We start from the raw sequence: 12,762 nt of genomic DNA, 5'->3' as shown, positions 1-12,762 counted from the left end.
GACTTCGTACCTCGCCATCGTGGGGGCAAGCACCGAGACTTCACGCCGTGCCTCAAGCTGGAGCTAACTTGTGCGAGCACGCCGCATAGCCCCGCGTTGCAGGGCAAACAGCGCGCCGACCACGCTGGGCGCGGCGGTCGGCCTCGGCGCGCTGGTGGGTCCTTCCCAGGCCGGCGCCCGTACGGTCGATATGGCGATCGCCCGCTACCATCATCCGATCTGCACCAAACTGGCCTCGGTGACATTTCTGACCATAGGCGTGGCGACGCTCTGGACCGGCCTGCCCGGTTCTGCCGGCCGCGGTGATTTTCTATGGCGCCCGCATCGGCTAGCATGGCCGAGTATCGTCACATGCGGCGACATGGAGTTCTGGACGATGCTTGAGCGCGACGCGACCTCGCCAGCGGGCACGCCTTCGACGCCGGCCCGCAGCAGGAATGTGTTCAGCACCAGAACACTTGGGATCAGCGTTGCGGGAGCCTGCAGACGTGAGTACTTCCCCCTTACAAGCCTTCCGGCTGGTCCTCTAGGACGAACGAAGCTGCAATCAGGTCATCGCCGCTGATGCGGCCACTGCCGCCAACCATGATGGATGCGACTTTCTGAAAGGTCTTCATGTCGGCCTCTGTTATGCGCGCATCGCGCATTCTCGCCCTGAGAGAACCCAGGCGGGTATCGAGGGCTGGCGATGTCTCGACGTCATCGATCATCTTCGATCATCCTGGAGCGCAACGTGAAATCCGCTGCCCGCCGCCATGGCCGGCGGCGGGCGGCAGCTATTCGATCAGTCGTAGACCTTCACAATTTTCCGGGTGCCGGGGTCGACCAGGACGGTGCGGTTGTCGACCACGACGTAGCGGTATTTGACGTTGGGAACTTCGTGCAGCTCGACCGTATCAGGCAAGGCACTGCCGACGTTCAGCTCCACGCCCGGGATCTTCACCGAAGCCAGCGGCTGCTTTTTTACGTATTCGCGGACGACCGTATCCTGCTCCGGTGTGATGACGACATCCTGAGCTGCGGCGGCGCCGACCCCAGCCAAAAGCAACAAGCCTGCAGCGGCACTTGCAAAGTGGATTTTCATGGTTTTCTCCTCGCGTAATCCGGCGACGGCACCACGCCTGTTCGCCGAGGGACCGAACTTGAGATCAGCCAGATTGTTCCTGTGACTTCAGTCCGCGGCGAACCAGACCAAAGTCGGATATCAGCTAAGACCCAAGTCCCGAGGCGGAACGTTCAAGCGGGGCAGGCGTTTCCCAAATGCAACTAAATAAAACAGGAGAGGAACACATGGCCGACGGCCCAACTGTTGTTAATTCTGGTGGTGGCGGCGGCACTGCAATTGCTGTTGTTCTTGCACTTATTGCAGTCGTAGTATTGCTTATTTTTACCGGCGTCATCAATATCCGCGGCGACGGCGGCAAGGATATCGACGTCAAGGTTGAAGCGCCAAAGGTGGAAGCTCCGGCTGCACCTGCAAAGCCTGCGGCACCTGCCCCAGCCCCTGCGAGTGGCGGCTGATCTGCTCGTATCCACGCTTCCGAACTGACCTATGAAAGGAAATTCCCATGACCAGATATTTCGTCAGCGCCGCCGGCGCCCTCGTCCTTATGGCGGGCATCGGCACCTCGTTTGCCGAGGATGTTATTGTTCTCAAGCCCGAACAACAGACGGTCGTTCGCGAATATATCCATAAGCAGAAGCTGGCCTCAGTCAGTTTGCTCGGCGTCGAACTCAACGTCGGCACGGCACTTCCCGACACTGTCGAGCTCCACGCAATCGACGTTCCGGATGTCCGCTACAAGTATACGGTTGTCGGAGATCATGCGGTTCTCGTCGATCCCGACACGCGCAAGGTCGTGCAGATCATCGAGTAACGCGCGAGCCCGCCGCTCCGATCAGGAGCGGCGGGCTGTGGCTGCGCTGTGAAGGCTCTACGGGCAGCCGTTTTCTGAACGGGAGGATGTCTGATGTTTAGCGACAAGGAAACTTGGGTCCTGGAAGCTGCCTTACTCGCGGCAATTCCAATTTGCGTAGCCGTCACCGCACTCGTGGCATTTTTGACCGCGGCCTGGATATGAATCGCTTCCTGTTTGTGATGGGCGACTTTCTATCCCGGCCACCGGGCTTCTACGTCCTTCTTGTAGCCATGCTGCTCTGTACTGCATTGGTGCCATTCGGCCTGACGAATGTGGTCACCTACGCATTGTCGGTAGCGGCCATCGTGATCACCGGCGTTGTGCTGATCCAGGGTTACCGCGACACGGCCGCCATTCACGCCAAGCTTGATGAGATTATCGTTTCGCTGAATGAGACCAGAAACGATGTCGTCGGCCTGGAGCATGCCGAGCCGGAGGAGATTCGGGAGAAGCTCCAGACACTCGAAGAAGAAGCAATGAAAGCGGTTCGCCCGCCGCATTGACCCTCCGCTGGACTATCTGTCATCCATCAGCAAAAAAGCCCGGGAACCGGGCTTTTTTGCTTCGCGTCTAAATCATTTCGGACTTATCCGAAACGGGAATTTGGTGCCCAGAAGAGGACTCGAACCTCCACTCCTTGCGGAACACGGACCTGAACCGTGCGCGTCTACCAATTCCGCCATCTGGGCTGGTGCGGGCTCATGTAAGCGGGCAAACGATATGTGTCAACGCGCTTTTTCGAGGGCCGCTGCCTGCCGGCTTAGTTTCCCGGGGGTCAGCGCCGCCCCTCACCTGCCTGCCGGCATCCTCTCCCCGTACAGTGACGGGGAGAGGGGCGCTCTCATCGATGATTTTCGCCGGTCACCTGCGTCACAAGAAGAGCGCCGAGGCTGCGGCCAGCCCTTTCTCCCCGTCACTATACCGGGAGAACTGCCCGGCAGGGCAATGAGGGGCAGCGCCGACTTGGCGAATGCGCTGGCCGAAAACCTCACCCCTCCAGCACGTCCTTCGACGCCACAGTGGAATCGGCGTTGAGCTTGTAGATCACCGGCACGCCGGTGCCGAGCTCGAGCTTGACGATCTCCTCGCCGCTCTTGCCGTCCAGCGCCATGATCAGTGCGCGCAGCGAATTGCCATGCGCGGCGACCAGCACGGTGCCGCCTTTCAGCACATGCGACTGCATGTCGTGAAGATAATAGGGCCAGACGCGGGCGCCGGTGTCCTTCAGGCTTTCGCCGCCGGGCGGCGGCACGTCGTAGGAGCGGCGCCAGATGTGCACCTGCTCTTCGCCCCACTTCTGACGCGCGTCATCCTTGTTGAGACCGGAGAGGTCGCCGTAGTCGCGCTCGTTCAGCGCCTGGTCGCGGATCGTCTTCAAATCGCTCTGGCCGACCGCGTCGAGAATGTGCTGGCAGGTTTTCTGCGCCCGGATCAGCGCCGAGGTGAAGGCAATGTCGAATTTCAAGCCGCGTGCCTTGAGCTTCTGGCCGGCTTCCTTGGCCTCCTTGTGGCCCTGCTCGGTAAGGTCGACATCGCGCCAGCCGGTGAACAGGTTCTTCAGGTTCCATTCGCTCTGGCCGTGGCGCACGAGCACGAGAGTTCCCGACATGTTTGCTCCTTCAAAATTATGGATAGTTTAGCTCAAGCCGAGCACGTCCCGCATGGAATAAAGTCCGGGCTTTTTACCGCGCGCCCAGAGCGCGGCCTTGACCGCGCCGCGGGCAAAGATGGCGCGGTCCTCGGCATGGTGCGACAGCATGATGCGCTCGGCGGTTCCGGCCAGGATGACGCTGTGGTCGCCGACCACCGAGCCACCGCGCAAGCTGGCAAAGCCGATCGTTCCTGGCTTGCGCACGCCGGTATGGCCGTCGCGTGACCGCACATCGTTGCCGGCAAGGGAAATGCCGCGTCCCGCCGCCGCCGCTTCGCCGAGCAGCAAGGCGGTGCCCGACGGCGCGTCGACCTTGTGCTTGTGATGCATTTCGAGGATCTCGATGTCGAAATCCTCTGGACCGAGCGCGCGCGCGGCCTGCTCGACCAGCACCGCCAGAAGATTGACGCCGAGGCTCATATTGCCGGATTTGACGATCGTCGCGTGGCGGGCCGCGGCCTCGATCCTGGCGTCGTCTTCCGCCGAGCAGCCGGTGGTGCCGATGACATGGGCAATGCGTGCCTGCGCGGCATAGCCTGCGAATTCGACGGTGGCTGCCGGCATGGTGAAATCGAGCACGCCGTCGGCCTTGGCGAACACCGGCAGCGGATCGTCGCCGATCGTCACATTGATGATGCCGATGCCGGCAAGCTCGCCCGCATCCCTGCCGAGATAGGGCGATCCGGTTCGTTCGACCGCGCCGACGACGCGGGCGCCGGGGATCGAATGGATGGCGCGGATCAGCGTCTGGCCCATGCGGCCGGCCGCCCCCACCACCACCAAGCCCATTTCGCCGGATTCGCTCATGCTGTTCTCCCGATCGCCTTGCTGGCGCGGCTATGCCGGAGTTTGGATTGGCTGGGCGTCGTCGACAAGCCCCAACCCGCTCTTGCCCTGCACGCGGTGGAAGCGGGCATAGACGCTGTGCGGATCGGCCATCAGCCTGGCATGGTTGCCTTCCTCGACCAAGCGGCCCTCTTCAAGTACGATGATGTGGTCGGCGTTGACGACCGTCGACAGGCGGTGCGCGATGACGATGGTGGTGCGCCCTTCCATCACATGGGTCAGCGCTTCCTGGACGCGGGCTTCGGCCTCGTTGTCCAGCGCCGAGGTCGCCTCGTCGAGCAAAAGGATCGGCGCATTGCGCACGATCGCCCGCGCAATCGAGACGCGCTGGCGCTGGCCGCCGGAAAGGGTCGAGCCGCCCTCGCCGACGGGCGTGTCGTAGCCCTGCGGCTGCTGACGGATGAACTTGTCGGCCGCCGCCAGCACCGCCGCCCGCTCGATCTCGGCGTCGGTCGCCGAAAGTCGGCCAAAACGGATGTTGTCGCGTATGCTGCCTTCGAACAGATAGGGCGCCTGCGAGACATAGGCGATCGAGCCGCGCAGCGAGTGCTTGGTGACTTTGGAAATGTCCTGGCCATCGATCTCGATCGAACCCTTGTCGACATCGTAGAAGCGCTGCAGCAGCGCCACGAGCGTCGTCTTGCCGGCACCCGAGGCCCCGACCACCGCCGTAACCTTGCCGGCCGCGGCGGTGAAACTCAGGTTCCTGATCACCGGCATGTCGGCGCTGTAGCCGAACGTCACATTGTCGAAGCGAACCTCGCCGGTGGTGATCCTGGCTTCGACCGCGTCGGGCGCATCGCCCTGTTTAGGCTCCAGGTCGAGCAGCTCGTAAATCATCCGGGCGTTGACCAGGGCACGTTCCATACCGACCTGCGTACGAGCCAGGCGCCGTGCCGGATCGTAGGCCATGATCAGCGCGGTGATGAAGGAAAACACAGCGCCTGGTGGTTGTCCGAGCACCAGCGCCCGGTAGCCGGAATAGGCAAGGACGGAGGTAATGGCGAAACCGCCCAAAATCTCGGAAATCGGCGACAGCCGCTCCGCGACCCGGGCGATCTTGTTGTTACGCTGCTCGGCCGTATCGGCCATGATGCCGATCCGGCGCGCCAGCTCGGCTTCCAGGGTGAAGGCCTTGACGATGGCGATGCCTTGCGTGGCCTCCTGTACGGACCCGTTCAGCCGCGAGTTGATCAGCACCGATTCCCGGTTGATGCGCCGCAATCGGCGGGTGATGTAGACGACGGCCCAGATCAGCGGCGGCCCGATCAGCAGCGAGCTGAGCGACAACACCGGATCCTGGTAGATCATGACGCCAACGAGGGCGATCAGCGAGACCGCGTCGCGGCTGATGGAGGTCAGCGTCAGCGACAGCAGATCGCGAACGCCGCCGACATTCTCGTTGACCTGTGCCGCCAGCCGACCGGAACGCGTATCGTTGAAGAAGTCGACGCCGAGCTTCATCAGATGGTCGAAGCTGCGCTTCTGGTAGCGGGCGACCAGATTGTTGCCGATCTTGGCCAACGCGACCGCCTGGCCGTAACCGGCGAAGCCGCGCAGCACGGAGGCGGCCATGAACCCGGCGCAGATCCAGACGATCATGTCGCCGCGTCGTTCGTAGAAGATCTCGTTGATCATCGGGGCCATGATCCACGCCGTGAAGGCGGTGGTGGCGGAAACAATCAGCAGGCAGCCGACGGCAACGACATAGGTCCAGCGATATTCACTACCGTTTTCGGCCAGGATGCGGCGCAGCACCGCAGTGACCTCAGCTGGCTGGACTTTCAGTTTGAGTGGACTTTGAGCGGTCAAATCGCGGGCGCTTCGTGGTTTGCTAGAGCATGATGCCGAAAAGTGTGAAGCGGTTTTCGGACGACATCATGCTCTATCTCTTTGATTTAGAGCCGGATTCAGATTTCAGGTCGATTCGATCTGAAATCATCCGGCCCTAGGGATGCCAGGCTGGAATTCGGCCCCCTCTTAGCGCCCCGGCTACGGCTTGCCTATGGCGAAACTTCGTCGCGGCCCGAGGTTGGGGTCACGAAAGCGGCAGCCATTTCCAGGAAAATACCCGTTTTCGGGACGAAATGGATCATGCCCGCCAGCGCCGCCCCGCGGTCTGGACGCCGAACAGCGAAGGGTTGCGGGCATAGGCGGCAAGGCCCAGAAGTGCTGCCAGCGGGTGGGTGATGACATAGACCGGCATTGAGGCCATCAGCGCGCTGTGCGGCGCTTTGTCCTCGAAGGCGGCACGGAAATTGCCTTCCTTCAGTGCCGGAACGATCTTTTGCGCGATGCCGCCGGTCAAAAACACGCCGCCGCGGCTCATGAACACCAGCGCGAGGTCGCCGGCGGTGCGGCCGAGGCAGGTGACGAACAGCGCCAGCGCTTCCTCGGCAACCGGGTCGGTCTTGGCCAGCGCCGCCCCGGTGATTTCGGCCGGCGTGGTGAACGGCGCCGGCTTGCCGTCGGCCTTGGCGACCGCCCGGTAGACATTGACCAGACCGCGCCCGCACAGGATCTGCTCGCCCGAAATGCGGCCGTCCAGCTTTTCGATATGCGGGAACACCTCGAAATCGCGCGGCGTCCGCGGACCGATATCCATATGGCCGCCTTCGCCAGGCACCGGGATCCAGTGGTGGAGGGCATGAACCAACCCGGCGACGCCGAGGCCGGTGCCGGGGCCGAGCACGACACGCCCGGCATTCTCCTCCGGCGCGCCGCCGCCGATCTTTTCCATATGCTCTTCGCCGAGCGCCACGACGGCCAGCGCCTGCGCCTCGAAATCGTTGAGCACGACGATGTCGCCCAGGCCCAGATTGGCAAACATCTGCTTCGGCTTCACCACCCAGGGACAGTTGGTAAGCGGGATCTCGTCGCCATCGACTGGTCCGGCGATCGCCAGCACTGCCGAATTCGGCCGGATGGACGACCGGTCGAGCACCGCCGCCTGGATCGCCTCGTCTATGGTGGCGAAATTGGCGGTTTGCACGATATGCGGCTCACCGGCTTCCGAATTTGCGTCGAGCACGATCGAAAAGCGCGCATTGGTGCCGCCGATGTCGCCGATCAGCACTGGAAACCGCAACGCGGTGTCGTCGTCGCCTGACATGCTCTTGCTCGTCCCCTTTGCGGCGCCGTTGCGACCGTTTCAATCGCCCGGTTTTTCAATCGCCCGGTGTTCAATCGCCCGGTGTTCAATCGATTGACTAGCGCATGGCCCCGGAAAGGGAAAGCGTCAGTTCGCCATCACTGTCCGACGTTTGCCGGCGGCCGTCGCCTTGGCAGGGGAATGCCGATCTCCGGCGTGGCGGTGAATGCGTTGGCTGCGTTTGGCAACCCGCCCGCATTGCCCGCAATAGGCGGAGGCGCGTCGGGTTCCGGCGCCCTGGCGGCGATCGGCACGCCGCCGCCGCGATAGGTGACGGCTTCGGCCGAGTCGGCATCGGGCTGGTCGAGCACGAACTGGCATTGTTTCGGCAGGTTCGCCATCGTCATCAGGTCGCGCGCCTTGGGCGCGTCCGGGTTCTTGTTGGGCCGCCACGGCTCCTCGGTAAACCACCAGGCCAGCGGCTTGCCGCAGCCGTCATCGTCGGGCGTCGCTTCCTGTCCCTTGCAGTTGGGCGAACCCGGCTGGCAGCCGATGCGGATGTGGAAATGATAGTCATGGCCCCAGAACGGCCGGATTTTTCTCAGCCAGGTACGGTCGCCGGTGACGGTGTCGCACAGCTTCTTCTTGATGCCTGGATTGACCAGGATGCGCTCGACTTCCGGATAGCTCGCGGCGCGCTTCAACAGCTTGGTATGTATCGGCTTCCACAGCCTGTCCTTCACCAGATGCGTCTTGTCGTCGACCATCAGCGTGGCGCTGATGTTTTCGCGCTCCTGGGTCGTAAGCTTGCGGTCGGGCATCGGCGTCAGCCAGATGTCGGCGTCGAGGCCGATCTGGTGCGAGGCGTGCCCGGTCAGCATCGGGCCGCCGCGCGGCTGCGAAATGTCGCCGATCAGAAGCCCCGGCCAGCCGTCGGCGGCGGCATCGCGCGACAGTTTCTCGATCAGCGCGATCATCGTTGGATGACCCCAGCGCCGGTTGCGCGAGGGACGCATCACCTCCCAGTTCTGGCCGTCCATCGGAATGGCGACGCCGCCGGTGAAGCAGCCCTTTGAATAGAAGCCGAAGGATTGCGCCGCAGCCACCGCCGGCAGCTTCTTGGCGCCGAACAGGTCTTTTGCCCGTGGCTCGGCCGTGATTGCGCCCGCCACCAGCCCGGCCAGCGCCACGACCGCCAGCGCCGCCGTCAGGAACGGCCGTCTGCCGGTCAAGGATCGCATCGAAATCGTCATGAACCCCACTGCAAAAGTCCGCAACACAATCGAATCATATCACCCTCGGGCTCGCGTTTCGATTATCTACCTTCATCGGGCTGCGCGGCTCGCCGTCGCGCCAGCTGCCGTCGGCCCACATCCGATCGAACGCCTGGCGGTAGTCCGGATAGCGGAACCGGTAGCCCGCTGCCTTGATCGCGGCGTTGGCGACGCGCTTGTTCTCGCCATAGAAGGACCGCGCCATGGGCGAAAGTTGGGCGGTCTCGAAAGGAATCTCCGGCGGCGGCTCGACGCCCATCAGCGAAGCGGCATAGGTGACGACATCCTGCGGCGGCGCCGGCTCGTCATCGGTGATGTTGAAAATGCCGCCTCTATTGCCACCGATGAGGTGCCAGAGCGCGCCGGCGATGTCGTCGCAATGGATGCGGTTGAACACCTGGTCGGGCTTGACCAGCCGCCTGGCCGTGCCGTTTTCCAGATTGACCAGCGCGTTGCGACCCGGCCCGTAAATGCCGGAAAGCCGCAGGATGGCCACCGGCTTGCCGGTCTCGAGTCCAAGCTGCAGCCAGCCCCGCTCGGCCGCCACTCGCATCGACGAGCGTTTCGACACCGGCCGGCATTCGGCCGTTTCATCGACCCAGGCACCGTCATAATTGCCATAGACGCCGACGGTCGAGAGATAGCCGATCCAGCGAAGCGCCGGCATCGCCTCGATCGCCTTGCGCGCGGCGAGAAGCACAGGGTCGCCGGCCTCCTCCGGTGCCACCGAGACGACGAGATGGGTGGTCTTTTCCAGCGCATCGCCGATTTCAGGGGTCAGGGCGCCGTCGAACAGCAGCGGCGCGATGCCGACCTGCCGCAGCGCGTCGAATTTTTCCAATGAGCGCGTGGTGCCAAAAATGAGATTCTTGTGAAGAGGGGCGCCCACACTACCCCTCCCCACAAGGGGGAGGGAACGTTGCCGCGCGCTCTTACCGATCCCAGTCGCTGGGTCTGCGAAGGTAGGCGCTTCCGCGAGTTCCCCTCCCCCTTGTGGGGAGGGGTTAGGGGTGGGGGTATTCGTAGTGCGCAAACCGTGCCAGCCCGCATTGGCCCGTGCAAAGGCTTTGCCCGAATAGCCGGCGCCAAAGATAAAAACCTGTTTTTCGCTCATGCGTGCGCCTCAATTGGCAATACGGACAGCCATTCGCCCCGCACTGTCGTGTCGGTTTCAGTGTTCGAGTAGATCGCCGCCTGCCTGTTGAATTCGGCGGCCGGCACCAGCCGCGCCAGCGCCCAGATCGCCGCGCCGCGCACCAGCGGCGAGGCGTCGCCAAGGAGGGCGCGCACCGGGCCGGCCAGCGAAACATCGCCGGAATTGCCGGCGGCGGTCAGCACGTTGCGGACAAAGCGGTCGCGGCCGATGCGTTTGATCGGCGAGCCCGAGAAGAAAGACCGGAACGCCGTGTCGTCCAGCTGCAACAGCTCGCCCAGCGGCGGCTCGCGCAGTTCGTCGCGGGCAGCAAGCTTGGCTTCCGAAGCGGCGCGGGCAAACTTGTTCCACGGGCAGGCGGCGAGACAATCGTCGCAGCCATAGATGCGGTTGCCGATCTTTTCGCGGAATTCTTGCGGGATCGGCCCCTTGTTCTCGATGGTCAGGTAGGAGATGCAGCGCCTGGCATCGAGCCGATAGGGCGCCGGAAAGGCATCGGTCGGGCAGGCGTCGAGACAGGCGCGGCAGGAACCGCAATGGTCTACCTCGGTCGCATCGGGCGTGAGCTCAGCCGTGGTGAAGATGGTGCCGAGAAACAGCCAGGAGCCGTGCTCGCGGCTGACCAGATTGGTATGCTTGCCTTGCCAGCCGAGCCCGGCGGCCTCAGCCAGCGGCTTTTCCATCACGGGCGCCGTATCGACGAAAACCTTCACGTCGCCGCCGGCCCGCGCGACGATCTTGCCGGCGATCTCCTTCAGCCGGCCCTTCATCACCTCGTGATAGTCGCGGTTTTGCGCATAGACCGAGATCGCGCCGCGATCGCGCCTTGCCTGCAGCGCACGCGGATCGTGGTCGGGGCCGTAATTCATTGCCAGCACGATGATCGAGCGCACCTCGGGCCACAGCGTCGAAGGCTCGCTACGGCGTTGAAGCGTCTCCGCAATCCACGCCATCGAACCGTGAAAACCATCGGCGACGAATTCGGCCAATCTGGCTGGCGCCAGCGGGATCGCATCGGGCGTGGTGACGGCAACCGCATCGAAGCCGGCGCGCCGCGCCTCGGCGTCGACTAGCGCGCGCAGGGTTTGGCTTCTAGAAGTCGAGGTCCGCATAATGCGACACCGGCGACAGGCCGCGCACCCGGTCGGAGAGCAGCGGCCGGAACGACGGCCGCGATTTCACCCGCGTGTACCATTCGCGCGCCGCGGCATGCTCGCGCCAATCGATCTCGCCGAGATAATCCAGCACCGACAGCGTCGCCGCTGCCGCCAGGTCGGCATAGGTGACCTTGCTGCCGGCCAGCCAATGACGGGTGCCGGCCAGCCAGTTGGTGTACTTCATGTGCTGGCGAATGTTGGCGCGCGCTGCGCGGATCGCCGCCGAATCGGGGGAACCGCCGCCCGCCGTTTCCGGCATCACCGGCTTCAGCACGCGCTCGCGCACCAGATGCCGGGTCACTTCGCTCTCGGCCTTGTTGAGATACCAGTCGGTCAGGCGGCGGATTTCGGCGCGCTGCATCGGGTCTTCCGCAAACAGGCGCTTGTCGCGCTTCAGGACACCACGTGTTTCGTCGAGATATTCAGCGATCACCATGGCGCCGACGATCGGCACGTCGCCTTCGGCCAGCAGGATAGGCAAGGTGCCGGCCGGGTTCAGCGCCAAAAACTCCTTGCGCCGCGTCCACGGTTTTTCCTCGATCAGCGCCAGCTCCTCGCCATATTCGCCGAAGGCGAGGCGCACGAAGCGGCAGGTGGCGAACATCGGGTGATGGAAAAGCGTCAGCATGATTCCGCGATATTAAGGCGCACTGGCGAATCGCCGTCCGCACCGGTAAGTCTTGGCGGCCCGTCATGCGGCCGTCACGGTGCTGCGACCTATAGGGGGACTTCCGCGCCGTGACAAGCAAGCCCTTTTGCCAGCCGTTTCCTTCCGTCCCTTGAATGCCGAGGTTGCCATGGATAGCCACACCATCGTCGAAGCCCTGCTGCTCGGCCTGCTGGAGGGGCTGACCGAGTTCATCCCGGTCTCCTCGACCGGCCATATCCTGCTCGCCGGCCATTTCCTCGGCTTCCATTCCACCGGCAAGGCGTTCGAGATCCTGATCCAGCTCGGCGCCATCCTGGCGATCCTCAGCGTCTATTTCCGCCGTCTGTGGCAGATGCTGCTCGACCTGCCGCATGATCGGCTGACGCGGCATTTCGTCATCGGCATCCTGATTGCCTTCCTGCCGGCCGCCATCATCGGCGCGCTGGCGCATGATTTCATCAAGACGGTGCTGTTCGAATCGCCAAGGCTGATCTGCATCATGCTGATCATCGGCGGCGTCGTGCTGCTGGTCGTCGACCGCATGAAGCTGCAGCCGGTCTACCGCGACGTCGAGCGCTTCCCGACAAGGCTTTATTTGCAAATCGGCCTGTTCCAGTGCCTGTCGCTGATCCCCGGGACGTCGCGCTCCGGTTCGACCATCGTCGGCGCGCTGCTGCTGGGCGTCGACAAGCGCGCGGCGGCGGAATTCTCCTTCTTCCTCGCCATACCGACCATGGTCGGCGCCTTCGCCTTCGATCTGTTCAAGAACCGCAACGTGCTGAGCAGCGCCGATCTGCCGATCATCGCCATCGGCTTCGTCGCCGCCTTCGTTACCGCGCTGATCGTCGTGCGCTTCCTGCTCGATTACGTCTCGCGCAACGGCTACTCGCTCTTCGGCTGGTGGCGCCTGGTGGTGGGCACTGTGGGGTTGGTGGCGCTGATGATCTGGGGGTGAGCTTTACCCTCCCCCTTGTGGGGGTCCGAAGGACGGGCGAGACAGGCGGCTCGCCCCGGTCAGTCGA

Annotated in this window: 14 protein-coding genes and 1 tRNA gene; 4 read left to right on the top strand and 11 right to left on the bottom strand. The window is 63.6% G+C overall.

Features of this window, described 5'->3' with window-relative positions; genetic code table 11:
* Positions 1-503 precede the first annotated feature (503 nt).
* Both NL532_RS03570 and NL532_RS03565 read right to left on the bottom strand, forming a co-directional pair.
* Complete coding sequence (locus tag NL532_RS03570; RefSeq protein ID WP_023681214.1) at positions 504-710, bottom strand: hypothetical protein; 207 nt, start codon at positions 708-710, stop codon at positions 504-506.
* A gap of 74 nt (positions 711-784) precedes the next feature.
* A complete protein-coding gene (locus NL532_RS03565; protein WP_023672073.1) occupies positions 785-1,084 on the bottom strand; it encodes a DUF1236 domain-containing protein in 300 nt (99 codons plus the stop codon).
* A gap of 176 nt (positions 1,085-1,260) precedes the next feature.
* Between NL532_RS03565 and NL532_RS03560 the strand changes: the two genes are divergently transcribed.
* The 3 genes from NL532_RS03560 (at position 1,261) to NL532_RS03550 (ending at position 2,422) form a co-directional block, all read left to right on the top strand.
* Positions 1,261-1,521: a hypothetical protein gene (locus tag NL532_RS03560; RefSeq protein WP_245272152.1), complete on the top strand. Its 261-nt coding sequence runs from the start codon at positions 1,261-1,263 to the stop codon at positions 1,519-1,521.
* A 47-nt stretch (positions 1,522-1,568) separates the two neighbouring features.
* On the top strand, positions 1,569-1,877 hold the full coding sequence (locus NL532_RS03555) for a DUF1236 domain-containing protein (RefSeq protein ID WP_023672071.1): 309 nt from the start codon (positions 1,569-1,571) through the stop codon (positions 1,875-1,877).
* A 200-nt stretch (positions 1,878-2,077) separates the two neighbouring features.
* A complete protein-coding gene (locus NL532_RS03550; RefSeq protein WP_023672069.1) occupies positions 2,078-2,422 on the top strand; it encodes a low affinity iron permease family protein in 345 nt (114 codons plus the stop codon).
* Positions 2,423-2,523: 101 nt separating this feature from the next.
* Here the strand turns inward: NL532_RS03550 and NL532_RS03545 are convergent.
* The 9 genes from NL532_RS03545 to NL532_RS03505 form a co-directional block, all read right to left on the bottom strand.
* Positions 2,524-2,608 (bottom strand) — tRNA-Leu (locus NL532_RS03545).
* A gap of 299 nt (positions 2,609-2,907) precedes the next feature.
* Positions 2,908-3,528 carry a 2,3-bisphosphoglycerate-dependent phosphoglycerate mutase gene (locus tag NL532_RS03540; protein WP_023672068.1) on the bottom strand — a complete coding sequence of 207 codons (621 nt, stop codon included), beginning with the start codon at positions 3,526-3,528 and terminating at the stop codon, positions 2,908-2,910.
* A 27-nt stretch (positions 3,529-3,555) separates the two neighbouring features.
* On the bottom strand, positions 3,556-4,377 hold the full coding sequence (gene dapB / locus NL532_RS03535) for a 4-hydroxy-tetrahydrodipicolinate reductase (RefSeq protein ID WP_023672119.1): 822 nt from the start codon (positions 4,375-4,377) through the stop codon (positions 3,556-3,558).
* A gap of 30 nt (positions 4,378-4,407) precedes the next feature.
* Positions 4,408-6,228: an ABC transporter ATP-binding protein gene (locus NL532_RS03530; RefSeq protein WP_031203515.1), complete on the bottom strand. Its 1,821-nt coding sequence runs from the start codon at positions 6,226-6,228 to the stop codon at positions 4,408-4,410.
* A gap of 280 nt (positions 6,229-6,508) precedes the next feature.
* On the bottom strand, positions 6,509-7,528 hold the full coding sequence (locus tag NL532_RS03525) for a glucokinase (protein WP_023672067.1): 1,020 nt from the start codon (positions 7,526-7,528) through the stop codon (positions 6,509-6,511).
* Between the two features lie 137 nt (positions 7,529-7,665).
* Entirely contained in the window at positions 7,666-8,748 is a 1,083-nt protein-coding gene (gene mepA, locus NL532_RS03520; RefSeq protein WP_488473627.1) for a penicillin-insensitive murein endopeptidase, read from the bottom strand.
* 46 nt (positions 8,749-8,794) lie between these two features.
* Positions 8,795-9,895 (bottom strand): SDR family oxidoreductase, encoded by a 1,101-nt coding sequence (locus NL532_RS03515; protein ID WP_023672065.1) that lies wholly within the window; start codon positions 9,893-9,895, stop codon positions 8,795-8,797.
* Entirely contained in the window at positions 9,892-11,046 is a 1,155-nt protein-coding gene (gene queG / locus NL532_RS03510; RefSeq protein ID WP_023672064.1) for a tRNA epoxyqueuosine(34) reductase QueG, read from the bottom strand. The genes NL532_RS03515 and queG overlap by 4 nt, the downstream gene beginning before the upstream one ends.
* Positions 11,027-11,719 carry a glutathione S-transferase family protein gene (locus NL532_RS03505; protein WP_023672063.1) on the bottom strand — a complete coding sequence of 231 codons (693 nt, stop codon included), beginning with the start codon at positions 11,717-11,719 and terminating at the stop codon, positions 11,027-11,029. Before NL532_RS03505 ends, queG begins: the two co-directional genes overlap by 20 nt.
* 169 nt (positions 11,720-11,888) lie before the next feature.
* On the opposite strand from NL532_RS03505, the gene NL532_RS03500 reads away from it, so the two are divergent.
* Positions 11,889-12,695 (top strand): undecaprenyl-diphosphate phosphatase, encoded by an 807-nt coding sequence (locus NL532_RS03500; RefSeq protein ID WP_023745885.1) that lies wholly within the window; start codon positions 11,889-11,891, stop codon positions 12,693-12,695.
* Positions 12,696-12,762 lie beyond the last annotated feature (67 nt).

Source organism: Mesorhizobium sp. C120A (assembly GCF_030323105.1).
GTDB lineage: Bacteria > Pseudomonadota > Alphaproteobacteria > Rhizobiales > Rhizobiaceae > Mesorhizobium.
Note: the sequence above shows the minus strand (reverse complement) of the source record. Positions and strands in the feature narration are given on the sequence as shown.

Coding starts and splice junctions, on each gene's coding strand:
- NL532_RS03565 (WP_023672073.1), bottom strand. CDS start 1,084: ATGAAAATCCACTTTGCAAGTGCCGCTGCAGGCTTGTTGCTTTTGGCT.
- NL532_RS03550 (WP_023672069.1), top strand. CDS start 2,078: ATGAATCGCTTCCTGTTTGTGATGGGCGACTTTCTATCCCGGCCACCG.
- queG (WP_023672064.1), bottom strand. CDS start 11,046: ATGCGGACCTCGACTTCTAGAAGCCAAACCCTGCGCGCGCTAGTCGAC.
- NL532_RS03560 (WP_245272152.1), top strand. CDS start 1,261: ATGCAACTAAATAAAACAGGAGAGGAACACATGGCCGACGGCCCAACT.
- NL532_RS03570 (WP_023681214.1), bottom strand. CDS start 710: ATGATCGATGACGTCGAGACATCGCCAGCCCTCGATACCCGCCTGGGT.
- NL532_RS03500 (WP_023745885.1), top strand. CDS start 11,889: ATGGATAGCCACACCATCGTCGAAGCCCTGCTGCTCGGCCTGCTGGAG.
- NL532_RS03505 (WP_023672063.1), bottom strand. CDS start 11,719: ATGCTGACGCTTTTCCATCACCCGATGTTCGCCACCTGCCGCTTCGTG.
- NL532_RS03525 (WP_023672067.1), bottom strand. CDS start 7,528: ATGTCAGGCGACGACGACACCGCGTTGCGGTTTCCAGTGCTGATCGGC.
- dapB (WP_023672119.1), bottom strand. CDS start 4,377: ATGAGCGAATCCGGCGAAATGGGCTTGGTGGTGGTGGGGGCGGCCGGC.
- NL532_RS03540 (WP_023672068.1), bottom strand. CDS start 3,528: ATGTCGGGAACTCTCGTGCTCGTGCGCCACGGCCAGAGCGAATGGAAC.
- NL532_RS03515 (WP_023672065.1), bottom strand. CDS start 9,895: ATGAGCGAAAAACAGGTTTTTATCTTTGGCGCCGGCTATTCGGGCAAA.
- mepA (WP_488473627.1), bottom strand. CDS start 8,748: ATGCGATCCTTGACCGGCAGACGGCCGTTCCTGACGGCGGCGCTGGCG.
- NL532_RS03555 (WP_023672071.1), top strand. CDS start 1,569: ATGACCAGATATTTCGTCAGCGCCGCCGGCGCCCTCGTCCTTATGGCG.